Raw genomic sequence first — 23648 nt, 5'->3', positions numbered from 1 at the left:
CGTGGAGATCGCGATCCTGCTGGTGGCGATCGCGGTCACGGTGCTCACGGTCACGGCTGTCTCCGACCGTGCCGACGTGCCCGCGCCGCTGACCCTCGTCGTCGTCGGCGCGGCGGCGTCGTACCTGCCGGGCATGCCGGAGCTGCGCCTGGAGCCCGAGGTCGTGCTGCTGGGGCTGCTGCCGCCGCTGCTCTACGCGGCGGCGATGAGCACGTCGCTGGTCGACTTCAACGCCAACCGGCGGTCGATCCTCCTGCTGTCGGTGGGCCTGGTCGCCTTCACCACCGTCGGCGTCGGTGCGGTCGTCAAGCTCGTGGTGCCTGAGGTCTCCTGGCCGCTGGCCCTGGCCATCGGAGCCGTGGTCGCGCCGCCCGACGCGGTGGCGGCCACCGCGATCGGCCGGCGTCTGGGCCTGCCACGGCGGGTGGTGACGATTCTGGAGGGCGAGTCGCTCCTCAACGACGCCACCGCCCTGGTCGCCCTGCGGATGGCCATCGTCGCGATGGCCGAGGTGGTCACGATCTGGGAGGTGGGCGCCGACTTCGCGTTCGCCGCCGGAGGTGGCCTGGTGGTCGGCGGGGTGGCGTTCCTCGTCGTGGGCTTCCTCCGTCGGCGGGTGACGGACCCGCTGCTCGACACGGCCATCTCGCTGGTGGTGCCGTTCGCCGCCTACATCGTGGCGGAGGAGATCCACGCCTCCGGCGTGGTCGCGGTGGTCGTCGCGGGCCTCCTCCTGGGACACGTCGCCCCGGTGCTGCAGTCCGCGCAGTCCCGGATCGCCGAGCGCACCAACTGGCGCACGATCGCGTTCGTCCTGGAGAACACCGTCTTCCTGCTGATCGGCCTGCAGGCGGAGTGGCTGGTCGCCGAGGTGCGCGACAGCCCGCTCTCCGGGCCCACGATCCTCGCCGCCTGCCTCGCGACCCTCGCCGCGACGGTGCTGCTCCGCATGCTGTGGGTGTTCGCCATCCGCTACGCCCTGATCCGGCCCGGTCCCGACCCGGTGACCGGCGAGCCGCCCTCGTGGCGCTACACCTTCCTCATCGGCTGGGCCGGGATGCGTGGCGTGGTCACGCTCGCCGCCGCCTTCGTCGTGCCCCAGGACGTGCCGCACCGCGAGCTGCTGCTGATCGCCGCGTTCACCGTCGTCGCCGGCACCCTCCTCGGCCAGGGGCTGACCCTCCCGTGGGTCGCGCGGCGGCTCGCCGTACCGTCCCCGGACCCGCACGACGACGCGCTGGCGCGGGCCACCCTGCTGCAGCAGGCGGGCAAGGCCGCCCTCGACCGCCTCGACGAGCTCGCCGCGACGGCCGACGACCCGCACGACATCCGCGGCCTGATCGTCCAGCGGCTCGAGCAGCGCAACTTCGCCGCCTGGGAGCGGCTCGGCACCACTGCCGGCGAGGAGAGCCCGAGCGACCTCTACACCCGCTGGCGCTCGGAGATGATCGAGACGGAGCGCCGGCGGGTCCTGGAGATCCGCTCGACCGGGTCGGTGCCGGCGGAGATCGTCAGCGAGGTGCTGGCCATGCTCGACGTCGAGGAGTCGATGCTCTCGGCCGCCCGCGCCCGCCGCGCCGAGGTCCGGAGTACGACGACCGCTCGGCTGCGCGACGGCTGCGACCACATCGCTGCGGCTCCCCTCCGCCCCGGGCCGGAGGAGCCGGCGTGCGCGGAGTGCCGGCGCGACGGCACCCGCTGGGTCGCCCTGCGGATGTGCCTGGGCTGCGGCGCAGTGGGGTGCTGCGACTCCTCTCCGGGCCGCCACGCGACCGCCCACTTCCAGCAGACCGGGCACGCCGTGATCCGCTCGGTGGAGCCGGGTGAGGGCTGGCGGTGGTGCTACGTGCACCACCTGACGGGCTGACGGGCTGACGGGCTGACGGGCTGACGGGCTGACCGGGGCCTGCCCCGGACGTCATCACCTAGCCTCGGTGGCATGCGACTGACGAAGTTCGGGCACGCCGGCGTCCGCATCGAGCACGACGGCACGGTCGTGGTCGTCGACCCCGGCGTCTGGACCGAGCGGGAGGCCGTCGACGGGGTCGACGCGGTGCTGGTCACCCACGAGCACCCCGACCACTACGACCCCGACCACCTGCGGGCGACCGATGCGCCGATCCACACCATCGGCGCGGTGGCGGCCCGGATCCGGGAGGACGCGCCCGACGTCGCCGAGCGGGTCCACGTCGTCCGGCCCGACGACAGCTGGACGATCGGCGACACCGGCGGTGACACCCGCGGGGGCATCGGCGTGCGAGCGGTGGGCGAGCTGCACGCGGTGATCCATCCGGAGCTGCCGCGGTTCCACAACAGCGGCTACCTGCTGACCGTCGGCGACACGACGGTGTTCCACCCCGGCGACGCGCTGACCGGGCCGGGCGTCCCGGTCGACGTGCTGCTGGTGCCGGTGTCGGCGCCGTGGATGAAGGTCAGCGAGGGCATCGACTTCGCCCGCTCGGTCGGCGCCGCCCGCAACGTGGCGATCCACGACCGGGTCTACTCCGAGGCGGGTCTCGGCATCGCCGACGGCCACTTCGGCCGGATCCTCGGCGCGGCCGGCCTCGACTACGTCCGTCTCCGCGACGGCTCCGACCTCTAGGCCCGAGGCCCCGGCGGCGCGGACCCGTTCACCTCCCTCTCAGCCGGACGCGGCATGATGGCCCGATGCCGATCGATCGCTCCACCGCCGCCGGACTCACCGCAGGCGTCGTGCTCCTCGCCGGCTTCGTCGGGTTCGCCGTCGGCCTCCCCGAGGTGGCCGGCGACAGCGGCCAGGCCACCGCCGACATCCCCGAGCTCCCCGACCGGCTGGGCGACGACGTGGTCGCGCTGTCCGCCGTCACGCCCGAAGAGGCCGACGCCCAGGGCGAGGAGGAGGCGGCCGAGATCGAGCAGTTCACCGAGCGCGTGCAGGCCAGCGACCGCGAGGCTGCGAAGCACCTCGCCAGCCTGTACGACGACGCGGCCGTGCGGTCCTACGTGAGCCTTGACTCGATGACCGACCCGCAGAGCCAGGGCGTCCAGTCGCTCGGCGTCACGGTGGTGCCGGGGGAGGCGGGGCTGGTGATCCCGCGGGGCCCGTTCCAGATCGACAGCCAGGGCACCCACTACGAGCTCAGGGACGTCGACGGCTACCGCTGCGGCATCAGCTTCAACGACCAGGTCGACCCGACGACGGGCATGCCGGCCGAGGGTGGCGAGGCCAACCCGGCCAGCTACCAGGTCGAGTGCCGCGCGGAGCGCGACGGCCTCGCCTACAGCGTCTTCGCCAACGGGTTCGACGAGCAGCAGGTCGCCGGCTTCCTCGACAGCGTGCTCGCCGCCACCGACTGAGGCCGCAGCCGGTCAGCTCCAGTAGACGACGACCCGGTCGCCGATCCGCACCTGGTCGAAGAGCCAGGCGACGGCCCGCTCGTCGCGCACGTTGACGCACCCGTGGGACGCCCCGGCGTAGCCGTTGGCGGCGAAGTCGGGGGAGTAGTGCACGGCCTGCCCGCCGGAGAAGAACATGGCGTAGGGCATCGGGGTGTCGTAGAGGCTGGAGACGTGGTCGCGGCTCTTGCGCTGCACGGCGAAGGCGCCCTCGCGGGTGGGCAGCTCGGCCGAGCCGAACCGGACGTCGACGGTCCGCAGGACCCGGCCGTCCACGACCCAGCGCAGGGTCCGGCTGGACTTGTCGACGCACAGCACGCGGCCGGTCGCGCACCGCGGGTCCAGCGCGCCGGGGACGTTGCCGCCCGACGGGGGCGGCTGGTCGGTCAGCTCGCCCGTCGTCGGCTTCCGCGTCATGTCGTGCAGCAGGTCGCGGGTGCGCCGGTCCACCTCTCCGGTGACGGCGATGCCCCGCTTGGCCTGGAAGCCGCGCACGGCCTCGGCGGTCACGGCGCCGTAGAAGCCGGTGACGTCCTGCTGGAACCAGTCGATCTGGGCCAGCCGGGCCTGCAGGTCCCGGACCTCGGCACCGCGCTGGCCGGGGGAGAGCAGTGCCGGGCCCGGAGCGGGCGGCTGCGCCTCCTCCGGCTCCTCCGACCGGTCCGGCTGGTCCGGCTCCACCGGCTCGTCCTGCTCGTCCCCACCGCCCTGCCCGTCCTGCCGGTCTCGCGGCTCCGGCGGGTCCGCGGTCGGCGCGGCCGAGGGCTCGCCCGCGGAGTCACCGTCCGGCATCGCAGCAGGGCCGTCTCCCGCGCCGGCCGGGGCGCCGGCCGGGGATGCGGCGTCCTCCCACGGGAGGGTGGTCGAGCGCGCGGCCCAGCCGGCGCCGTACGCGAGGACGGAGCAGAGGGCGGCGACCACGGTGACCAGCGTGAGCCGGCGGGCGACGACGAGCCTGGTGTTCATGACTGGAGAGACGCCTGAGCGAGCCGGTCGGTTGCGTGCGACTTCGACAGGACCGAGCGGGAGGCTCCCGGACGCGCGCGGCTAGGCTGCCGCGGTGGCCCGCGCAGAGCTCGACAAGCAGCCCGCCGACGTACGACGCATGTTCGACACCGTCGCGCGGCGCTACGACCTGACCAACGACGTACTCTCCTTCGGCCAGGACCGGCGCTGGCGCCGCGAGGTGCTCGAGGCGGTGGACCCGGGGTACGGCGACGCGGTGCTCGACCTGGCTGCCGGGACCGGCACGTCCAGCCAGCCGTTCCGAGACGCCGGGGCGCAGGTCGTGCCGTGCGACTTCTCGATCGGCATGCTCCGGGTCGGCAAGGCGCAGCTCCCGCACCTGCCCTTCACCGCCGGCGACGGCACTCGGCTGCCCTTCCGCGACGGCACCTTCGACGCGGTCACGATCTCCTTCGGGCTGCGCAACATCGTCGACCCGGAGGCCGGGCTCGCCGAGCTGCGCCGGGTCACCCGGCCGGGCGGGCGGCTGGTGGTGTGCGAGTTCAGCCACCCCACCTGGGCGCCGTGGCGCACGGTCTACCTCGAGTACCTGATGAAGGCGCTGCCGGCGATCGCCCGCACCGTCTCGTCCGCGCCCGACGCCTACGTCTACCTCGCCGAGTCGATCCGGGCGTGGCCCGACCAGCGGGGTCTCGCCGCGATGATCGGGCGGGCGGGCTGGCGCGGCGCGGAGTGGCGCAACCTCTCCGGCGGGATCGTCGCGCTGCACCGGGCGACCGCCTGAGCCGGATCGCGCGGCGGCGATTTAGGACACCGCTCCGTGCGCTAAATCGCCGTCCTGGCGGGCGATCGGCCAACCCCGACCCCCCTGTGCCGATCCGTCCCGCGGGTGGCAAGATGTGCCCCACGCCACTAGTGATTCTGTTCACAAGATCACGAGAGGGAGGCTCATGGAGCTCTACACGCCGGTGCTCGTGCTGGCGGGCCTGGCCGCGGCCTTCGCTGTCGGCTCGGTGGTGATGAGCACCATGGTCGGGCCGCGGCGCTACAACCGCGCCAAGCTCGACTCCTACGAGTGCGGGATCGAGCCCACGCCGCAGGCGCTGAGCGGCCGGTTCCCGGTGAAGTACTACATCACCGCGATGCTCTTCATCGTCTTCGACATCGAGATCATCTTCCTCTACCCGTGGGCCGTGCACTTCGACGCGCTCGGCTGGTTCGGGCTGGTCGAGATGGTCGTCTTCATCGCCACCGTGTTCGTCGCCTACGTCTACGTGTGGCGCCGCGGCGGGCTCGACTGGGACTGAGCGGGAGGAACGGACATGGGTGTCGAGGACAAGCTCCCGAGCGGCGTGCTGCTGAGCACGGTGGAGGGCCTCGCCGGCTACATGCGCAAGGCCAGCTTCTGGCCAGCCACCTTCGGGCTGGCGTGCTGCGCGATCGAGATGATGACGTCGGGCGGGCCGAAGTACGACCTGGCCCGCTTCGGCATGGAGGTCTTCCGGGCCAGCCCCCGCCAGGCCGACCTGATGATCGTGGCCGGCCGGGTCAGCCAGAAGATGGCGCCGGTGCTGCGCCAGATCTACGACCAGATGGCCGAGCCCAAGTGGGTGCTCGCGATGGGCGTGTGCGCCAGCAGCGGCGGGATGTTCAACAACTACGCCATCGTCCAGGGGGTCGACCACGTGGTCCCGGTCGACATGTACCTGCCCGGCTGCCCGCCGCGGCCGGAGATGCTGATCGACGCCATCTTGAAGCTGCACGACAAGGTCCAGGCCACGCCCCTGGGCAGCAACCGGCAGGCGCAGATCCGCGAGCTGGAGTCCGAGCGCCTGGTCGCCCTGCCGACCAGCGACATGAAGGGCATGCTGCGGTGACCGACCCGACGAACGACCGGCCGGAGAAGGCGGTCGAGCAGCCGGCGGTCGACCAGTCCCCCGAGAACGCGCCCGAGCACCTCCTCGAGGACGGCCCGGCGTCGGAGGTGCGGGCGGTCGGCGTCCGCCAGGGCATGTTCGGCGTCCGTGGCTCCGGCGACACCAGCGGGTACGACGGGCTGGTGACGCGGGTGGTGCTGCCCGGTGCCGCCCAGCGGCCCTACGGCGGCTGGTTCGACACGGTCGCCGACCGGCTCGACCCCCTCGTCGAGCAGGTGGTGATCCACCGCGGCGAGATCACCTTCCACGTCCGGCGCGACGACCTGGTGGAGGTCGCGCGGCTGCTGCGCGACGACCCGTCCCTGCGGTTCGAGTTCCTCTCCGGGGTGAGCGGTGTGCACTACCCCGAGGACACCGGCCGCGAGCTGCACGCGGTCTACCACTTCACGTCCTACACCTGGAACCGGCGGATCCGCGTGGAGTCGAGCGTCCCCGACGCCGACCCGCACCTGCCGAGCCTGGTGGCGCTCTATCCCGCGGCCGACTGGCACGAGCGGGAGACCTGGGACATGTTCGGGATCGTCTTCGACGGCCACCCCGCGCTGACCCGGATCCTGATGCCCGACGACTGGCCGGGCCACCCCCAGCGCAAGGACTACCCCCTCGGCGGCATCCCCGTCGAGTACAAGGGCGCTTCCATCCAGCCCCCCGACCAGCGGAGGTCCTACAACTGATGGCCACCGAGACCGACGAGGACCTGTACGCCGGCTCCTCCGACACCGCCGAGGGCCGGGTCTTCACCGTCACCGGCCAGGACTGGGACGAGATCGCGGCCGGCCTGGCCGAGGGCGAGGCCGCCGAGCGCGTCGTCGTCAACATGGGACCCCAGCACCCGTCCACCCACGGCGTGCTGCGGCTGATCCTCGAGCTGGACGGCGAGACGGTGACCGAGGCCCGCTGCGGCATCGGCTACCTCCACACGGGCATCGAGAAGAACATGGAGTACCGCTCCTGGACGCAGGGCGTCACGTTCTGCACCCGGATGGACTACCTCTCGCCGCTGTTCAACGAGACGACCTACGTCCTGGGCGTCGAGCGCCTGCTCGACATCGAGGACGACGTCCCGGAGAAGGCGCAGGTGATGCGGGTCCTCCTGATGGAGCTGAACCGGATCTCCTCCCACCTGGTCTGCATCGCCACCGGCGGCATGGAGATCGGCGCGCTGACCGTGATGACCATCGGCTTCCGCGAGCGTGAGCTGGTGCTCGACCTGTTCGAGCTGATCACCGGGCTGCGCATGAACCACGGCTTCATCCGCCCCGGCGGCGTCGCGCAGGACCTGCCGCCGGGTGCGCTCGACGACATCCGCAGCTTCGTCGCGCTGATGAAGAAGCGGCTGCCGGAGTACGCCGCTCTCTGCAACGCCAACCCGATCTTCAAGGCCCGCCTCCAGGACGTCGGCCACCTCGACCTCGAGGGCTGCATGGCGCTCGGGATCACCGGACCGGTGCTGCGCAGCACCGGCTACGGGTGGGACCTCCGCAAGACCCAGCCCTACTGCGGCTACGAGACCTACGACTTCGACGTGCAGACCTGGGACACCGCCGACTCCTACGGCCGGTTCCGGATCCGCCTCAACGAGATGTGGGAGTCGCTGCGGATCGTCGAGCAGGCGGCCGACCGCCTCGCGCGGCTCGAGGGCGCACCGGTGATGGTCGCCGACAAGAAGATCGCCTGGCCGAGCCAGCTGGCGATCGGCGCCGACGGCATGGGCAACAGCCTCGACCACATCCGCCACATCATGGGCGAGTCGATGGAGGCGCTGATCCACCACTTCAAGCTGGTGACCGAGGGCTTCCGGGTGCCCGCCGGGCAGGCCTACGTGCCGGTCGAGTCCCCCCGCGGCGAGCTCGGCGCCCACGTCGTCTCCGACGGCGGGACGCGTCCGTTCCGCGCCCACTTCCGCGACCCCAGCTTCAACAACCTCCAGGCGATGGGCCTGATGAGCGAGGGCGGCATGCTGTCCGACGTCGTCGTCGCCATCGCCAGCCTCGACCCCGTGATGGGAGGCGTGGACCGGTGACCACCGCACCGATCGACGAGAAGACGCTCGGCGAGCTGCGCGAGATCGCCGCGCGCTACCCCCAGCCCCGGTCGGGGCTGCTCCCGATGCTGCACCTGGTGCAGTCCGTCCAGGGCCGGATCACCCCGGAGGGCATCGAGGCCTGTGCCGCGGTGCTCGACATCAGCGCCGCCGAGGTCAGCGGCGTGGCGACGTTCTACACGATGTACAAGCGGCACGCCGTCGGCGACTTCCACGTCGGCGTCTGCACCAACACCCTGTGCGCCGTGATGGGCGGTGACGAGATCTTCGCCCGGCTCAAGGACCACCTCGAGATCGGCAACGACGAGGTCGCGGCGCGCCGCGAGGGCGACCAGCACACGGTGAGCCTCGAGCACATCGAGTGCAACGCTGCGTGCGACTACGCACCGGTGGTGATGGTCAACTGGGAGTTCATGGACAACCAGACCCCGGACTCCGCGGTCGGCATGGTCGAGGCGCTGCGCGCCGGCCAGGAGGTCTCCTCCACGCGGGGTCCGCGGCTGTGCACCTGGCGGGAGGCGGAGCGGGTGCTCGCAGGCTTCCCCGACGGCCGGGTCGACGAGGGCCCGGGAGCCGGTGAGCCGAGCCTCGTCGGTCTCCGGATCGCCCGCGAGCGCGGCTGGTCGGCGCCGACGGCGGGCGAGCTCGAGGTGGGCGGCGGCGACGAGGCCCGGGAGGGTGACGCATGAGGATCCTGGTCCGTCGTAGCCCGGCGACGGCCGTCGTGGAGGTGACCCGTCGTGGCTGACATGCTGACCCCGGTCCTCACCGACCTGTGGGACGTCGAGCAGGGGTGGAAGCTCCCCGCCTACGAGGAGCGGGGCGGGTACGCCGCGCTGGACGTCGCCTTCGGGATGAGCCCCGACGACGTCATCGCCGCGGTGAAGGACTCCGGCCTCCGCGGCCGGGGCGGCGCCGGCTTCCCGACCGGCATGAAGTGGTCCTTCATCCCGCAGGACAACCCGAAGCCGAAGTACCTCGTCGTCAACGCCGACGAGTCGGAGCCGGGCACCTGCAAGGACATCCCGCTGATGATGGGCAACCCGCACGTGCTCGTGGAGGGGGTCATCCTCAGCTCCTACGCGATCCGCGCCAACAAGGCGTTCATCTACATCCGCGGCGAGGTGCTCCACGTGATCCGGCGGGTGCAGGCCGCGGTCGCCGAGGCCTACGCCGCGGGTCACCTCGGCAAGGACATCCATGGCTCCGGCTACGACCTCGACGTCGTCGTGCACGCCGGTGCGGGCGCCTACATCTGCGGCGAGGAGACGGCGCTGCTGGAGGGCCTCGAGGGCCGCCGTGGCCAGCCGCGGCTGCGCCCGCCCTTCCCGGCGGTCGCGGGCCTCTACGCCAGCCCGACGGTGATCAACAACGTCGAGTCGATCGCCTCCGTGCCCGCCATCGTGAAGAACGGCGCCGCGTGGTTCGCGTCGATGGGCACCGAGAAGTCCAAGGGCCACGGCATCTTCTCGCTCTCGGGCCACGTCGAGAGGCCCGGCCAGTACGAGGCACCGCTCGGCATCACCCTGCGCGAGCTGCTCGACCTCGCGGGCGGGGTCCGGAAGGGGCACCGGCTGAAGTTCTGGACGCCCGGCGGCTCCAGCACGCCGCTGCTCACCGCCGAGCACCTCGACGTGCCGCTCGACTTCGAGGGCGTCGGCGCGGTGGGCTCGATGCTCGGCACGCGCGCGCTGCAGATCTTCGACGACACCGTGTGCGTCGTGCGCGCCGTGCTGCGGTGGACGGAGTTCTACAAGCACGAGTCCTGCGGCAAGTGCACCCCGTGCCGCGAGGGCACCTGGTGGCTGGTGCAGGCGCTCGCCCGGCTGGAGCGGGGCCAGGGCAGCGAGGCCGACCTCGACCAGCTGCTCGACCAGTGCGACAACATCCTCGGCCGGTCGTTCTGCGCCCTCGGCGACGGCGCCACCAGCCCGATCTCCAGCTCGATCCAGTACTTCCGCGACGAGTACCTCGCACACCTGGCCAACGGCGGCTGCCCGTTCGACCCCGCGCGCTCCACCGCGTGGGCCGACCAGGCGCCGCAGCCTGCAGGCAAGGGAGCCACCGCATGACCACGACACCGGAGAAGTCCGGCCAGCAGGCCGTCGAGAGGTCCGACCTGGTCACCGTCACCATCGACGGGATCGAGGTCAGCGTTCCCAAGGACACCCTCGTCATCCGCGCGGCCGAGCAGATCGGGGTGCAGATCCCGCGGTTCTGCGACCACCCGCTCCTGGCGCCGGTGGGGGCGTGCCGCCAGTGCCTCGTCGACATCCCCGACGCCGGCAACGGCCGCGGGTTCCCCAAGCCGCAGGCGTCCTGCACGCTGCCGGTGGCCGAGGGGATGGTCGTCAGCACGCAGGTCACCAGCCCGGTCGCCGACAAGGCGCAGCAGGGCGTGATGGAGCTGCTGCTCATCAACCACCCGCTCGACTGCCCGGTGTGCGACAAGGGCGGGGAGTGCCCGCTGCAGAACCAGGCGATGTCCAACGGGCGTACCGAGTCGCGCTTCTCCGACGACCGCAACCTCGGCGTCAAGCGCACCTTCCCCAAGCCGATCAACCTCTCGCCCAACATCCTGCTCGACCGCGAGCGCTGCATCGTCTGCCAGCGGTGCACCCGCTTCGCCGACGAGATCGCCGGCGACCCGTTCATCGAGCTGCTCGAGCGCGGCGCGCAGCAGCAGATCGGCATCGCCGAGGACGCGCCGTTCCTCTCCTACTTCTCCGGCAACGTGATCCAGATCTGCCCGGTCGGCGCGCTCACGTCGGAGCAGTACCGGTTCCGCTCCCGTCCCTTCGACCTGGTCTCCACGCCGGGCATCGCCGAGCACGACGCGTGCGGGTCGGCGATCCGGATCGACCACCGCCGCGGCAAGGTGGTGCGACGGCTGGCCGGCAACGACCCCCACGTCAACGAGGAGTGGGTCACCGACAAGGACCGGTTCGCGTTCGGCTACGCCGACCTCGACGACCGACTCACCTACCCCCAGGTGCGCGGCGAGGACGGCCAGCTGCGGCCGGCGTCGTGGCCCGAGGCGTTCACCGTCGCGGCGCGGGGCCTGGCGGCCGCGCGGGCCGCGGGCGGAGTCGGCGTCCTGACCGGTGGCCGGCTGAGTGTCGAGGACGCCTACGCCTACAGCAAGTTCGCCCGCGTGGCGCTCGGCACCAACGACATCGACTTCCGCGCCCGACCGCTCTCGGCGGAGGAGTCCGCCTTCCTCGCCTCGACCGTGGCGCTGACGACCCCCGACAACGGCGGCGTCACCTTCGCCGACCTCGAGTCGGCGCCGAAGGTCGTCCTCGTCGGCCTGGAGCCGGAGGACGAGGCCGGCGCGATCTTCCTCCGCCTGCGCAAGGGGGTCACGGCCGGGCGCACCCAGGTCGTCGCCGTCGCTCCCTTCGCAACGCGGGGCCTGACGAAGCTCGGTGCCCGGCTGGTGCGGACCGCGCCGGGCCAGGAGCCTGAGGCGATCGACGCGCTGCTCGGCAGCGAGCACGGCGTCGACTCCACGTCGGTGGTGCTGGTCGGCGAGCGGCTCGCCGCCGTGCCCGGCGCCCTGACCGCCGCCGCCGAGCTCGCCGCGAAGTCCGGCGCTCGCCTGGCCTGGGTGCCGCGCCGCGCGGGCGACCGTGGAGCGGTCGAGGCCGGCTGCCTGCCGAACCTGCTCCCCGGCGGCCGCCCGGTGGCGGATCCCGGGGCGCGGGTCGACGTGGCCACGGCCTGGGGCGTGCCGTCGCTGCCGGAGGCCGACGGCCGCGACGCCGACGACATCGTCGCCGCGCTCGTCGCGGGTGACCTGCACGGCCTCGTGATCGCCGGCGTCGACCCCGACGACACCGCCGACCCGGCGGCCACCCGCGCGGCGATCGCCGCCGCCGGGTTCGTGGTCGCCCTGGACCTCCGCGCGACCGACGTGACGAGCGCGGCCGACGTGGTGTTCCCGGTAGCGCCGGTGACCGACAAGGCTGGCAGCTTCGTCAACTGGGAGGGCCGCGTGCGCTCCTGGGAGGCCGCCCTGCACAACCCGTCGTCGCTGCCCGAGCTGCGCGCGCTCGCGGGCGTGGCCGACGAGCTCGCGCTGCTCGGCCAGGGCAGCCCGCTCGGCTTCCGGACGGTCGACGAGGCGCGGGCCGAGCTTCAGCAGCTCGGGCCCTGGGACGGCCCGCGACCCGCTGCGCCGACCGGCGCCGCCGGGGCCGCGGCAGCCCGACCGGAGCGCGGGGCCGGCGAGCTCGCCCTCGCGACGTGGAAGCAGATGCTCGACAACGGGCGCATGCAGGACGGCGACAAGTACCTCAAGGCCACCGCGCGGACCCCGGTCGCCCTCGTGTCGCGCAGCGTCTTCGAGTCGCACGGCGCGACGGTCACGCTCCGCGGCGACCGCGGGTCGATGACCCTGCCGGCCGAGATCGCCGACGACCTCGCCGACGACGTGGTGTGGGTGCCGGCCGGCTCCGTGGGACGGGGCGTCCTCGCCGACCTGGCGTCGGCCGGGAGTCCGGTCACCATCTCGGGGGGCCGTCCGGTCGAGGGCGCGGAGGCCGCTGCGAGCAGTCCGGCCTCGAACGGGAAGGAGGGCGGGGCATGAGCGACGGCCTGAGCGCCTTCGGCAACGACCCCTGGTGGGTGATCGGCCTCAAGGCCGTGCTGATCTTCGTCGTCCTCGTGCTGCTGACGCTGTTCAACATCTGGTGGGAGCGGCGGGTCGTGGCCCGGATGCAGCACCGGATCGGTCCCAACGTGCACGGTCCGTTCGGGCTCCTGCAGTCCCTGGCCGACGGCGTGAAGCTGGCCTTCAAGGAGGACCTCATCCCCCGGGCCGCCGACAAGGTGGTCTTCGTCCTCGCCCCGGTGATCGTCACCGTGCCGGCCTTCGTCACCTTCAGCGTGATCCCGTTCGGCCCGGAGGTGAGCTTCTTCGGGGAGCGGACGCCGCTCCAGCTCACCGACATGCCGGTGGCGGTGCTGTTCGTGCTCGCGATCGCCTCGATCGGCATCTACGGCATCGTCCTCGGCGGCTGGTCCAGCGGGTCGACGTACTCGCTGCTGGGCGGGCTGCGATCGAGCGCCCAGATGATCTCCTACGAGGTCGCGATGGGCCTGGCCTTCGTCTCGGTGTTCATGTACGCCGGGTCGATGTCGACGAGCGAGATCGTCGCCGCACAGGACGACCTGTGGTTCGGCCTGATCCTGCTGCCGTCCTTCGTGATCTACCTGATCGCGATGGTGGGCGAGACCAACCGGGCGCCGTTCGACCTGCCGGAGGCCGAGGGCGAGCTCGTCGGCGGCTTCCACACCGAGTACTCCAGCCTGAAGTTCGCGCTGTTCTTCCTGGCCGAGTACATCAACATGGCGACCGTCTCGGCTCTCGCCACCACCCTCTTCCTCGGCGGCTGGCACGCGCCGTTCTGGATCGACGAGGTGTGGGCGGGCGCCAACGAGGGCTACTGGCCGGTGCTCTGGTTCTTCGGCAAGGTCTTCTTCTTCGTCTTCCTGTTCATCTGGCTCCGCGGGTCGCTGCCGCGGCTGCGCTACGACCAGTTCATGGCCTTCGGCTGGAAGCGGCTGATCCCCGTCGCCCTGGTCTGGATCGTGGCCGTGGCCACGATGCGCGCCGCACGCAACGAGGGCCTCTTCGACGACGGCTTCGCCCAGGACCCGCAGTTCTGGCTGATCGCCGGCGGCGTGCTCCTCGTGGTGCTGCTGGTGACGTTCCTCATCCCCGAGAAGTCGGACGAGCCGGCGGCCGCTCCGGTGGCCGAGCCCCGCTCGGGCGGCTACCCCGTGCCCCCGATGCCGGCCGGCGGACCGGTGCGCGGTGCGGCCGCGCCGCTCACCTTCCGCTCCGACGTCCACACCGACACCGAGGTGAAGAATGGCTGAGCACGCAGGGCAGGCCGGTCAGCAGGGCCCCACGCTCAAGGAGCAGCTCTGGGACCCCGTCGCCGGCTTCGGCGTGACCTTCCGGACCATGTTCCGCAAGGTCGTCACCGAGCAGTACCCCAAGGAGAAGCTCCCCACCGCACCCCGGTTCCACGGCCGGCACCAGCTCAACCGCTGGCCGGACGGGCTGGAGAAGTGCATCGGCTGCGAGCTGTGCGCCTGGGCGTGCCCCGCGGACGCGATCTACGTCGAGGGCGCCGAGAACGGCAACGACCCCGACGGGAGCGCCCGGTTCTCGCCGGGTGAGCGCTACGGACGCGTCTACCAGATCAACTACCTGCGCTGCATCCTGTGCGGCCTGTGCATCGAGGCCTGCCCGACCCGCGCCCTCACGATGACCAACGAGTACGAGCTCGCCGACGACAGCCGGGCGAGCCTGATCTACGAGAAGTCGGACCTGCTGGCGCCGCTGCTCCCCGGCATGGAGGCCCCGCCGCACGCGATGCGCCTCGGTGACGACGACCAGGACTACTACCGCGGCGAGTTCAAGCCGACCGACCCGGCGGCACCCGCCGGTCCCACCGCACCGCCGACCGCCCAGGGGGCCGATCAGTGACCGCGTTCTGGGTCCTGGCGCCGATCATGGTGATCGCGGCGCTGGGCATTCTCTTCGTGCGCAAGGCCGTGCACGCCGCCCTGCTGCTGGCCGTGGTGATGATCAGCCTCGCCGTGCTGTACGCCGTGCTGGAGGCGCCGTTCCTCTTCGCGGTCCAGATCATCGTCTACACCGGCGCGATCCTGATGCTCTTCCTCTTCGTCCTGATGCTGGTCGGTGTCGACGCCTCCGACTCCCTCGTCGAGACGATCAAGGGCCAGCGTGCGCTCGCCTGGCTGGTCGGACTGCTCTTCGCGGTCCTGCTCGTCGTGGGACTGGCGCAGGTCAGCTTCGGCACCGCCGTCGGGCTCGAGGAGGCCAACGCGGCCGGCAACGTGCAGGCGCTCGCGAGCGTGCTGTTCTCCCGCTACGTCTTCGCCTTCGAGGTCACCAGCGCCCTGCTCATCACCGCGGCCATCGGCGCGATGGTGCTGACCCACCGCGAGCGTCTCGGCCAGCGGCGCACCCAGACCGAGATCGCCGCCGATCGGGTCCGGGCGTACGGCGAGAAGGGCGCCCACCTCGGACCGCTCCCGGCGCCGGGCGTGTACGCCCGCCACAACGCCGTGGACACCCCGGCCCTGCTGCCGGACGGCAGCCCCGCGGCGCAGTCGGTCAGCCGGGTGCTCGCCGCCCGCGGCACGATGCGGCCCACCGGGCTGCGCGACATCGACAAGGTGCAGTCGCAGCTGGGCGTGGACCCCGCGCACAAGCCGGAGACGGCGGGCAAGTCCGCCGCCACCGGCTCGAGCGAGGAGAACGAGGCATGACCGAGTACATCGTCCTGAGCGCGATCCTCTTCACGATCGGTGCCATCGGCGTGCTCACCCGCCGCAACGCGATCGTGGTGTTCATGTGCGTCGAGCTGATGCTCAACGCCTGCAACCTCGCCTTCGTCGCCTTCGCCCGCCACCACGGCAACCTGGACGGCCAGGTCGCAGCGTTCTTCGTGATGGTCGTCGCCGCTGCGGAGGTCGTGGTCGGGCTGGCGATCATCGTGACCATCTTCCGGACCCGTCGCTCGGCCTCGGTCGACGACGCGAGCCTGCTGAAGTTCTGAGGAGAGCCGACTGATGAACGCACTCTCCGCCGCGGCGGTCGAGGCCGCCGAGACGCACGCGCCCGCGGTCGACCCGACGGCCGCCGACGGCCCGTTCGCGCTGCTGTGGCTGATCATCGCGCTGCCCCTGCTCGGCGCCGCGATCCTGTTGCTCGGTGGCCGCGCCACCGACCGGTGGGGACACCTGCTGGGCACCGCGATGTCCGTCGGCTCGTTCGTGATCAGCCTGGTGCTGTTCCTCGCCCTGCTGGGTCGCGAGGAGGGCGAGCGCCAGATCTCCCAGCACCTCTACGACTGGATCGAGGCCGGCAGCCTGGAGATCGGGCTGGACCTGCTCTACGACCCGCTGTCGTCGCTCTTCCTGCTGCTGATCACCGGTGTCGGCTCGCTGATCCACGTCTACTCGATCGGCTACATGGCCCACGACCCGCGCCGCCGCCGGTTCTTCGCCTACCTGAACCTGTTCGTCGCCGCGATGCTGATGCTGGTCCTGGCGGAGAACTACGTCGGACTGTTCCTGGGCTGGGAGGGCGTCGGCCTGGCGTCGTACCTGCTGATCGGGTTCTGGCAGCACAAGCCGTCCGCCGCCGCGGCCGCCAAGAAGGCCTTCGTGATCAACCGGGTCGGCGACATGGGCCTGGGCCTGGCGATCTTCCTGATGATCGTCACCTTCGGGTCCACCAGCTTCAGCGTGATCAGCGCCGCCGCACCGGGCGCGACCGAGACCACCCTGAACTGGATCGGCGTGCTGCTGCTCGTCGGCGCGTGCGGCAAGTCCGCACAGGTGCCGCTGCAGGCGTGGCTGCTCGACGCGATGGAGGGTCCGACCCCCGTCTCGGCGCTGATCCACGCGGCGACGATGGTGACGGCGGGCGTCTACCTGATCACGCGGTCCAACTTCGTCTACGAGCTCGCCCCGGTCGCCCAGACGGCGGTGGTCGTCGTCGCGACCGTGACCCTGCTGTGGGGTGCGATCATCGGCTGCGCCAAGGACGACATCAAGAAGGCGCTCGCCGGCTCCACGATGAGCCAGATCGGCTACATGATGCTGGGTGCCGGGCTCGGCGCCGCCGGCTACGCCTTCGCGATCTTCCACCTGCTGACCCACGGGTTCTTCAAGGCCAACATGTTCCTCGGGGCCGGCTCGGTCATGCACGCGATGGACGACGACGTCGACATGCGCCACTACGGCGCCCTGCGCAAGATGCTTCCGGTCACCTTCCTGACGTTCGCGATGGGCTATCTCGCGATCATCGGGTTCCCCGGCTTCTCCGGGTTCTGGTCGAAGGACAAGATCATCGAGACGGCGCTGGCCGAGAACTGGCTGGTCGGCCTCTGCGCGCTGCTCGGCGCCGGCATCACCGGCTTCTACATGACCCGGCTGATGCTGATGACCTTCTTCACCGAGAAGCGCTGGGCCAAGGACGTGCACCCCCACGAGAGCCCCGCCGTGATGACGGTGCCGCTGATCGTGCTCGCCGCGCTCTCCGTGCTCGGTGGCCTGCTGCTCGCCGGCAACTGGATCGTCGACTGGCTGAGCCCGGTCGTCGGGCACGGGGAGCACCACGAGCTGCCGGTGCCGGCCATCGTGGTCACCCTGGTGGTCGTCGCCGTGGTGGCCGTCGGCGTCGCCCTCGCGTGGTTCCTCGTCGGCAAGCGGGAGGTGCCCCGCGAGGCGCCGACCGACGTGTCGTTCGCGACCCGGGCCGCACGCGCCGACCTCTACGGCGACGCGATCAACGACGGCCTCGTCGTCCGCCCCGGCGGCACCCTGGTCACCGGTCTGGTCGCCACCGACCGGACCGTCGTCGACGGGACCTTCACCGGCGGCTCGACGCTGCTCGCCGGCACCGGGCAGTGGCTCCGGCTGCTGCAGACCGGCTACGTCCGCTCGTACGCGCTGTCGCTGCTCGCCGGCGCCGTGGTGCTCGTCCTGACCCTCGTGGCGGTGAACCTCTGAGATGGGTGACTTCCCTGTGCTCTCCCTGCTGATCTGGCTCCCGATCGTCGGCGCCGTCGCCGTCGCCGTGCTGCCCGCCACGGTCAGCAAGGTGACCGGACTGGGCGTCGCGCTCGCGACGCTCGTCGTCGGCGCCGTCGTGGCGATCGGCTACGAGCTCGACGGCGGCCGCCAGCTCGAGGAGGTCCACGAGTGGATCGGGGCCTTCGGGGTCCACTACGCGCTCGGGATCGACGGCCTCGGGCTGCTGATGGTCCTGCTCACCGTGCTGCTCGTGCCGCTCGTGCTGGTGGCGGAGTGGGTCAAGGCCGACGACCCGGCCGGCGCCGGCGCCAAGGCGTTCGTGGCCTGGGCCCTCGCGCTCGAGGGCCTGGCGCTGGCCGTCTTCTGCGCGACCGACGTCTTCCTCTTCTACGTCGTGTTCGAGGCCACGCTGATCCCGGCGTACTTCCTCGTCGGCGGGTTCGGCAAGGACGGCCGGGGCGCCGCCGCGCTCAAGTTCCTGATGTTCCAGCTCGCCGGCGGGCTGATCCTCCTCGCCGCGGTGATCGGGCTCTACGTCGTGTCCGCGCGTGCGGGGTCCCCGACGTACCTGCTGTCGGAGCTGGAGAGCCTCGACATCGGCACGGCGGAGGGCCGCTGGCTGTTCTTCGGCTTCTTCATCGCCTTCGCCATCAAGGCGCCGCTCTTCCCCGTCCACACCTGGCTCGCCGACACCACGGAGCGGGCGACGCCGGGGACGGGCGTGCTGCTGGTGTGCATCCTCGACAAGATCGGCACGTTCGGGATGATGCGCTTCTGCCTCGGCATCTTCCCCGAGGCCTCGCAGTGGGCGACGCCACTGGTGATGGTGCTGGCCCTGATCTCGGTCGTCTACGGCGCCCTGCTCGCCATCGGCCAGGACGACGTGTTCCGGCTGATCGGCCTGACCTCGCTGAGCCACTTCGGCCTGATCACGGTGGGCGTGTTCGCGCTGAGCAGCCAGGGCGGCACCGGGGCCATCCTCTACATGGTCAACCACGGCCTCGCCACGGCCGCGCTGTTCCTCACCGCGGGCTACCTGTGCGACCGGCGCGGCACCACGCTGATCAGCCGGATGGGCGGGCAGGAGAGGCTGGCCCCCGTGCTCGCCGGCCTGTTCCTCGTCGCCGGGCTGGCGACCCTCGGCCTGCCGGGGCTCTCGCCGTTCATCAGTGAGTTCCTCGTCTTCGTCGCCGCCTTCGACTACGCGTGGTACGTCGGCGCGATCGCGGTCACCGCGGTCGTGCTCTCCGCCATCTACGTGCTATGGCTCTACCAGCGCTCGATGACTGGCCCCACGCCGGTCGAGGCGGCTGCCGAGACGCCCGCAGCGGCGCCGGCACCGGCAGCGGCGCCGGCGGGCTCCGGGACGGCCGGGACGGTCGCCGAGGCACGGCCCGTCACCCGCGACCTCGGGCTCCGTGAGCTGGTCGCGGTCGCGCCGCTCACCGTGGCGCTGGTCCTCTTCGGGTTCTACCCGGCGCCGCTGCTCGAGGTCAGCAACCCGATGGTGGCCGACCTGATGGAGCAGGTCGGCGTGGCGGACGACGAGCCGGACGTCCCGCCCGGCGACGACCACGAGGCAGCCGGGGACGAGGAGGCGCACTGATGGACTTCACCAAGCCCGAGCTCGAGTACGCCGAGCTCCTCCCGCTGTTCCTCGTCTTCGGCGGCGCGTGCCTCGGTGTCCTGCTCGAGGCGTTCCTGCCCCGAGGCCGGCGCTGGCTGCCGCAGGTGGCCCTCGCGCTCGTGACGGTCGTGGGCGCGCTGGTCGCGACGATCGTGGCCGGTGCGAGCCTCGAGGAGCACACCGGCGCGGCCGGCTCTCGTGCCTACGGCCTGGTCGGTGCCGAGGGCAGCATCGTCGTGGACGGACCCACGGTCTACCTGTGGGGTCTGATCCTGGTGTTCGCGATCGGCGGCGTCGCGCTGTTCGCCGAGCGCCGGCTCGAGGGCGGGGTGAGCACGTTCACCGGCCAGGCCGCGGCGCTGCCCGGCACGGAGCACGAGCGCGAGTCGTCGACCCGGAGCATGGAGCACACCGAGGTCTACCCGGTGCTCCTCTTCGCGGTCGTCGGCATGCTGCTGTTCCCGGCCGCCGGTGACCTGCTCACCATGTTCGTGGCCCTCGAGGTGCTCTCCCTGCCGCTGTACCTGCTGTGTGCGCTCGCCCGCCGCCGCCGCCTGCTCAGCCAGGAGGCCGCGATGAAGTACTTCCTGCTCGGCGCCTTCTCCTCCGGCTTCTTCCTGTACGGCGCCGCGCTGGTCTACGGCTATGCCGGGTCGGTCACCTTCGCCGGCATCAACGAGGCGGTCCGCGCCGGTGCGGCGAACCACGGCCTGCTGCTCGCCGGGATCGCGCTCCTGGCCGTGGGCCTGCTGTTCAAGGTCGGCGCCGCGCCGTTCCAGGCCTGGACCCCCGACGTCTACCAGGGCGCGCCCACCGCGGTCACCGCGTTCATGGCCGCGGGCACCAAGGTGGCGGCGTTCGGTGCCCTGCTCCGCCTGCTGTACGTCGCCTTCGGCGGCGAGCGCTGGAGCTGGCAGCCGATGCTGTGGGTGGTCGCGATCGCCTCGATGCTGCTCGGCGCGATCCTCGCCATGGTGCAGAACGACGTGAAGCGGATGCTGGCCTACTCCTCGGTGGCGCACACCGGCTTCCTGCTCACCGGCGTGCTCGGGGTGCAGAGCGCCGGCGAGCTCGCCGACGGGCAGTACACCTCGCTGGAGGGCGTGCTGTTCTACCTCACGACCTACGGGTTCGCGATGATCGGCGCCTTCGCCATCGTGACGCTCGTGCGCGACAGCGGTGGCGAGGCGACCCACTACGACCGGTGGGCGGGGCTGGGGCGGCGGTCGCCGCTGATGGCGTTCGCGTTCGCGTTCTTCCTGCTCTCGATGGCGGGGATCCCGCTCACCGCCGGGTTCATCGGCAAGTGGGCGGTCTTCACCTCGGCGCTCTCGGCGGGCGCGTGGCCGGTCGTCCTGGTGGCGATCGCGTCGAGCATCATCGCGGTGGCCTTCTACGTGCGCCACATCCGGCTGATGTTCTTCACCGAGCCGCACCCGGGCGGTGCGGGCACGGTGACGCAGTCGTCGCTGCTGACCTCCGCGACGGTGGCGGTGTGCCTGGCGGCCACGCTGGTCCTCGGGGTGCTCCCGGGCCCGGTGCTGGACCTGGTGACCAGTACGGGAGACTTCATCAGGTGACCGATCCTGCAAGTCCCGCCGACCTGGCCCTGCCGATCGCCGACACCGCGTTGGCGGAGCGGCTGCGCGAGCGGCTGGCGAGGGTCGAGGAGGAGCTCTTCGCGCACACGTCCAGCCGGGCGCCGTACGTCACCGAGGCGGCGCGGCACCTGCTGGCGGCCGGAGGCAAGCGGTTCCGCCCCCTCCTCGTGCTGCTCGCCGCCGAGACCGGCCCTCGCCCGGACTGCGACGAGGTGCTCACCGCGGCGTGCATCGTGGAGATCACCCATGTCGGCTCGCTCTACCACGACGACGTGATGGACGAGGCCGAGCTGCGCCGCGGCTCCGACTCGGCGAACTCGCGCTTCGACAACCTGGTCGCCATCCTCACCGGCGACTTCCTCTTCGCGAAGTCGTCCGAGCTGACCGCCCAGCTGGGACCGGAGGCCGTACGGATCCAGGCCGAGACCTTCACCCGACTGGTCGAGGGCCAGATCCTCGAGACGGTGAAGCCGGGTCCCGGCGAGGACCCCCTCCGGCACTACCTGGACGTCGTTGCCGGCAAGACCGGCTCGCTCATCGCCACCTCGGCGCGTTACGGCGCGCTGTTCGCCGGGGCGGACCCGACCGTGGTCGACGCCCTCACCTCCTACGGCGAGCTGGTCGGCACGGCCTTCCAGCTCTCCGACGACATCCTCGACATCGCCTCCGAGAGCGAGGAGTCCGGCAAGACCCCGGGCACCGACCTCAAGGAGGGCGTGCCGACGCTGCCGGTGCTGATCGCCCGCGCATCGCAGGACCCGGCCGACGAGCGGCTCCTCGAGCTCCTCGACAGCGGCCGCACGGATCTCGCCGGCGACGCGGCACTCCACGCCGAGGCGCTCGACCTGCTCCGCAAGCACCCCGCGATGGACGAGGCCAGGGAGTACGTCGTGGCGCGCGCCCAGGAGGCCAAGCGGCTCCTCGAGGCCCTGCCGGCCGGCTCGGTGCGCAGCGCGCTCGAGGCGTTCGCCGACGTCGTGGCCGTCCGCTCGGCCTGACGCGCTGCGAGCACCCCGTCCGTCACAGGGCGGCGGCCTCGGCGGCCAGCGCCAGCTGGCGGCGCCGAGTGCGAAGGGCGTCGGCGGTGAAGAGCGCCAGGGCGAGCCACACCAGGCCGAAGCCGACCCAGCGTCCCGGTGGCATCCGCTCGGCGAACAGGGTCACGCCGAGCAGGAACTGGAGGATCGGCGCGAGGTACTGCAGGAGCCCCAGCGTCGTCATCGACACCCGGGTCGCGGCGGCGCCGAAGCAGAGCAGCGGGATCGCGGTCACCACACCGCCGCCGAGCAGCAGCGCCACGTGGCCGGGGCCCCGGCCGGCGAAGTGGGCCTCGCCCACGGCACCGAGCCAGACCAGGTAGCCGAGGGCGACCGGGGTCAGCAGCGCGGTCTCGAAGGTCAGGCTCTCCACCGCGCCGACGTCGGCCGCCTTCTTCGCCAGCCCGTAGCTGCCGAACGAGAACGCCAGCACCAGCGCGATGACGGGAGGCCGCCCGTAGTCCACGGTCAGCACCACGACCGCCAGGAGGCCGATGCCCAGCGCGAGCCACTGCGTGCTCCGGAGCCGCTCGCCCAGGACGAGGACGCCGAGCAGGACCGTCACGAGGGGGTTGATGAAGTAGCCGAGCGAGGTCTCGACGACGCGGTCGCTGTTGACGCCGTAGATGAAGGTGCCCCAGTTGACGGTGATGACCGCCGCCGCGACCCCGAGCAGGGCCGCCCGGCGCCGGTCGGTCAGCGCCGCCCGGACCGCGGCTCCGCGACGCAGCAGCACCACCAGGCTGCCCATCACCACGAGCGACCAGACGACGCGGTGGGCGAGGATCTCCACGGCGCCGCTGGGCTGCAGCAGCGGCCAGTAGAGCGGGAAGGCCCCCCACATGGCGTACGCCGCCACCCCGAGCAGGAAGCCGCGCCGAGCATCGGACACGGAGGGACCTTAGCCCTCCGTCGGCCGGTCCTCGCATTTCCCCGCGTTCGATGGTTTGGGCCGGCGCACGCGGGGCAGGTAGGGCACGTCCACGCATCATCCCGATCTCGAGGGGGACCCCCCACCATGCGTTCCAGCCGTATCGTTCTCGCGCTCGTCGCCGCCTTCACCGCCGTCGTGCTCGGCCTCACCACCGTGCCCGCGCAGGCCGCGAAGCCGCGACACGACATCGACAACTTCTCCGCCGGCGAGACCAGCCGGGACGGCGTCTTCTACGCCAAGGGCCTCGCCTACACGGCGAAGGGCCAGCGCATCTACCTGCAGTCCGCACGCAAGGGCACCAACCGCTGGGCGACGCGGAAGTCCACGGTCTCCGACCGGACCAGTGGCCGCTTCGTGTTCCGCTTCAGCGGCCTGTGCAACCACAAGTACCGGATCTACATCAAGGGCGATCGCCAGCAGACCTCGACGGCCTGGTTCAACTACGGCCTGGCCGACGGCAAGCTGCACTCCTACTTCGGCACGATCACCTGCGGCTGACCGGAGGAGGACAGCAGTGGGCCCCGCCTTCCGGCGGGGCCCAC

At 71.8% G+C, this 23648-nt stretch carries 22 protein-coding genes; 20 read left to right on the top strand and 2 right to left on the bottom strand.

Annotated elements, in window-relative coordinates:
- Position 1 precedes the first annotated feature (1 nt).
- The 3 genes from ACPOLA_RS08835 (at position 2) to ACPOLA_RS08825 (ending at position 3336) form a co-directional block, all read left to right on the top strand.
- On the top strand, positions 2-1867 hold the full coding sequence (locus tag ACPOLA_RS08835) for a Na+/H+ antiporter (protein WP_435770044.1): 1866 nt from the start codon (positions 2-4) through the stop codon (positions 1865-1867).
- A gap of 72 nt (positions 1868-1939) precedes the next feature.
- Complete coding sequence (locus tag ACPOLA_RS08830) at positions 1940-2602, top strand: MBL fold metallo-hydrolase (RefSeq protein ID WP_435770043.1); 663 nt, start codon at positions 1940-1942, stop codon at positions 2600-2602.
- A 65-nt stretch (positions 2603-2667) separates the two neighbouring features.
- Positions 2668-3336 carry a hypothetical protein gene (locus tag ACPOLA_RS08825; RefSeq protein WP_435770042.1) on the top strand — a complete coding sequence of 223 codons (669 nt, stop codon included), beginning with the start codon at positions 2668-2670 and terminating at the stop codon, positions 3334-3336.
- A gap of 12 nt (positions 3337-3348) precedes the next feature.
- Here the strand turns inward: ACPOLA_RS08825 and ACPOLA_RS08820 are convergent, their stop codons facing one another.
- Positions 3349-4341, bottom strand: a complete 993-nt coding sequence (locus ACPOLA_RS08820) for a L,D-transpeptidase family protein (RefSeq protein WP_435770041.1) — start codon at positions 4339-4341, stop codon at positions 3349-3351.
- A 94-nt stretch (positions 4342-4435) separates the two neighbouring features.
- Between ACPOLA_RS08820 and ACPOLA_RS08815 the strand changes: the two genes are divergently transcribed.
- The 16 genes from ACPOLA_RS08815 to ACPOLA_RS08740 all read left to right on the top strand — a co-directional run bounded on the left by ACPOLA_RS08815 (position 4436) and on the right by ACPOLA_RS08740 (position 22133).
- A complete protein-coding gene (locus ACPOLA_RS08815; protein WP_435770040.1) occupies positions 4436-5125 on the top strand; it encodes a demethylmenaquinone methyltransferase in 690 nt (229 codons plus the stop codon).
- 166 nt (positions 5126-5291) lie between these two features.
- Positions 5292-5648: an NADH-quinone oxidoreductase subunit A gene (locus ACPOLA_RS08810; RefSeq protein WP_435770039.1), complete on the top strand. Its 357-nt coding sequence runs from the start codon at positions 5292-5294 to the stop codon at positions 5646-5648.
- 15 nt (positions 5649-5663) lie between these two features.
- Positions 5664-6218 carry a NuoB/complex I 20 kDa subunit family protein gene (locus ACPOLA_RS08805; protein WP_435770038.1) on the top strand — a complete coding sequence of 185 codons (555 nt, stop codon included), beginning with the start codon at positions 5664-5666 and terminating at the stop codon, positions 6216-6218.
- Positions 6215-6952 carry an NADH-quinone oxidoreductase subunit C gene (locus ACPOLA_RS08800; RefSeq protein ID WP_435770037.1) on the top strand — a complete coding sequence of 246 codons (738 nt, stop codon included), beginning with the start codon at positions 6215-6217 and terminating at the stop codon, positions 6950-6952. The genes ACPOLA_RS08805 and ACPOLA_RS08800 overlap by 4 nt, the downstream gene beginning before the upstream one ends.
- A complete protein-coding gene (locus tag ACPOLA_RS08795) occupies positions 6952-8301 on the top strand; it encodes an NADH-quinone oxidoreductase subunit D (RefSeq protein WP_435770036.1) in 1350 nt (449 codons plus the stop codon). Before ACPOLA_RS08800 ends, ACPOLA_RS08795 begins: the two co-directional genes overlap by 1 nt.
- On the top strand, positions 8298-9011 hold the full coding sequence (gene nuoE, locus ACPOLA_RS08790; RefSeq protein WP_435770035.1) for an NADH-quinone oxidoreductase subunit NuoE: 714 nt from the start codon (positions 8298-8300) through the stop codon (positions 9009-9011). The genes ACPOLA_RS08795 and nuoE overlap by 4 nt, the downstream gene beginning before the upstream one ends.
- A gap of 60 nt (positions 9012-9071) precedes the next feature.
- A complete protein-coding gene (gene nuoF, locus ACPOLA_RS08785) occupies positions 9072-10394 on the top strand; it encodes an NADH-quinone oxidoreductase subunit NuoF (protein ID WP_435770065.1) in 1323 nt (440 codons plus the stop codon).
- The gene (locus ACPOLA_RS08780) at positions 10391-12913 is read left to right on the top strand and encodes an NADH-quinone oxidoreductase subunit G (protein ID WP_435770034.1); all 2523 of its coding nucleotides are present in this window, start codon (positions 10391-10393) and stop codon (positions 12911-12913) included. Before nuoF ends, ACPOLA_RS08780 begins: the two co-directional genes overlap by 4 nt.
- Positions 12910-14208, top strand: a complete 1299-nt coding sequence (nuoH, locus tag ACPOLA_RS08775) for an NADH-quinone oxidoreductase subunit NuoH (protein WP_435770033.1) — start codon at positions 12910-12912, stop codon at positions 14206-14208. Before ACPOLA_RS08780 ends, nuoH begins: the two co-directional genes overlap by 4 nt.
- On the top strand, positions 14201-14824 hold the full coding sequence (gene nuoI, locus ACPOLA_RS08770) for an NADH-quinone oxidoreductase subunit NuoI (RefSeq protein WP_435770032.1): 624 nt from the start codon (positions 14201-14203) through the stop codon (positions 14822-14824). Before nuoH ends, nuoI begins: the two co-directional genes overlap by 8 nt.
- Positions 14821-15633 carry an NADH-quinone oxidoreductase subunit J gene (locus tag ACPOLA_RS08765; RefSeq protein ID WP_435770031.1) on the top strand — a complete coding sequence of 271 codons (813 nt, stop codon included), beginning with the start codon at positions 14821-14823 and terminating at the stop codon, positions 15631-15633. Before nuoI ends, ACPOLA_RS08765 begins: the two co-directional genes overlap by 4 nt.
- A complete protein-coding gene (gene nuoK / locus ACPOLA_RS08760; RefSeq protein ID WP_435770030.1) occupies positions 15630-15923 on the top strand; it encodes an NADH-quinone oxidoreductase subunit NuoK in 294 nt (97 codons plus the stop codon). The genes ACPOLA_RS08765 and nuoK overlap by 4 nt, the downstream gene beginning before the upstream one ends.
- A gap of 13 nt (positions 15924-15936) precedes the next feature.
- On the top strand, positions 15937-17883 hold the full coding sequence (nuoL, locus tag ACPOLA_RS08755) for an NADH-quinone oxidoreductase subunit L (protein WP_435770029.1): 1947 nt from the start codon (positions 15937-15939) through the stop codon (positions 17881-17883).
- Between the two features lies 1 nt (position 17884).
- Positions 17885-19513: an NADH-quinone oxidoreductase subunit M gene (locus ACPOLA_RS08750; RefSeq protein ID WP_435770028.1), complete on the top strand. Its 1629-nt coding sequence runs from the start codon at positions 17885-17887 to the stop codon at positions 19511-19513.
- The gene (nuoN, locus tag ACPOLA_RS08745; protein WP_435770027.1) at positions 19513-21114 is read left to right on the top strand and encodes an NADH-quinone oxidoreductase subunit NuoN; all 1602 of its coding nucleotides are present in this window, start codon (positions 19513-19515) and stop codon (positions 21112-21114) included. The genes ACPOLA_RS08750 and nuoN overlap by 1 nt, the downstream gene beginning before the upstream one ends.
- Complete coding sequence (locus ACPOLA_RS08740; RefSeq protein WP_435770026.1) at positions 21111-22133, top strand: polyprenyl synthetase family protein; 1023 nt, start codon at positions 21111-21113, stop codon at positions 22131-22133. Before nuoN ends, ACPOLA_RS08740 begins: the two co-directional genes overlap by 4 nt.
- A 22-nt stretch (positions 22134-22155) precedes the next feature.
- Here the strand turns inward: ACPOLA_RS08740 and rarD are convergent, their stop codons facing one another.
- Positions 22156-23064: an EamA family transporter RarD gene (gene rarD, locus ACPOLA_RS08735; RefSeq protein WP_435770025.1), complete on the bottom strand. Its 909-nt coding sequence runs from the start codon at positions 23062-23064 to the stop codon at positions 22156-22158.
- A gap of 126 nt (positions 23065-23190) precedes the next feature.
- Here rarD and ACPOLA_RS08730 point away from each other — a divergent pair, with 126 nt between their 5' ends.
- Positions 23191-23604 carry a hypothetical protein gene (locus ACPOLA_RS08730; protein ID WP_435770024.1) on the top strand — a complete coding sequence of 138 codons (414 nt, stop codon included), beginning with the start codon at positions 23191-23193 and terminating at the stop codon, positions 23602-23604.
- Positions 23605-23648: the final 44 nt, after the last annotated feature.

It is taken from the genome of Nocardioides proteolyticus, assembly GCF_051280635.3.
GTDB lineage: Bacteria > Actinomycetota > Actinomycetes > Propionibacteriales > Nocardioidaceae > Nocardioides.
This window is presented reverse-complemented; position numbering and strand designations above follow the sequence as displayed.

Coding starts and splice junctions, on each gene's coding strand:
- ACPOLA_RS08730 (WP_435770024.1), top strand. CDS start 23,191: ATGCGTTCCAGCCGTATCGTTCTCGCGCTCGTCGCCGCCTTCACCGCC.
- nuoL (WP_435770029.1), top strand. CDS start 15,937: ATGAACGCACTCTCCGCCGCGGCGGTCGAGGCCGCCGAGACGCACGCG.
- nuoF (WP_435770065.1), top strand. CDS start 9,072: ATGCTGACCCCGGTCCTCACCGACCTGTGGGACGTCGAGCAGGGGTGG.
- ACPOLA_RS08820 (WP_435770041.1), bottom strand. CDS start 4,341: ATGAACACCAGGCTCGTCGTCGCCCGCCGGCTCACGCTGGTCACCGTG.
- nuoH (WP_435770033.1), top strand. CDS start 12,910: ATGAGCGACGGCCTGAGCGCCTTCGGCAACGACCCCTGGTGGGTGATC.
- ACPOLA_RS08750 (WP_435770028.1), top strand. CDS start 17,885: ATGGGTGACTTCCCTGTGCTCTCCCTGCTGATCTGGCTCCCGATCGTC.
- ACPOLA_RS08780 (WP_435770034.1), top strand. CDS start 10,391: ATGACCACGACACCGGAGAAGTCCGGCCAGCAGGCCGTCGAGAGGTCC.
- nuoN (WP_435770027.1), top strand. CDS start 19,513: ATGGACTTCACCAAGCCCGAGCTCGAGTACGCCGAGCTCCTCCCGCTG.
- ACPOLA_RS08795 (WP_435770036.1), top strand. CDS start 6,952: ATGGCCACCGAGACCGACGAGGACCTGTACGCCGGCTCCTCCGACACC.
- ACPOLA_RS08830 (WP_435770043.1), top strand. CDS start 1,940: ATGCGACTGACGAAGTTCGGGCACGCCGGCGTCCGCATCGAGCACGAC.
- ACPOLA_RS08805 (WP_435770038.1), top strand. CDS start 5,664: ATGGGTGTCGAGGACAAGCTCCCGAGCGGCGTGCTGCTGAGCACGGTG.
- nuoI (WP_435770032.1), top strand. CDS start 14,201: ATGGCTGAGCACGCAGGGCAGGCCGGTCAGCAGGGCCCCACGCTCAAG.
- ACPOLA_RS08810 (WP_435770039.1), top strand. CDS start 5,292: ATGGAGCTCTACACGCCGGTGCTCGTGCTGGCGGGCCTGGCCGCGGCC.
- nuoK (WP_435770030.1), top strand. CDS start 15,630: ATGACCGAGTACATCGTCCTGAGCGCGATCCTCTTCACGATCGGTGCC.
- ACPOLA_RS08825 (WP_435770042.1), top strand. CDS start 2,668: ATGCCGATCGATCGCTCCACCGCCGCCGGACTCACCGCAGGCGTCGTG.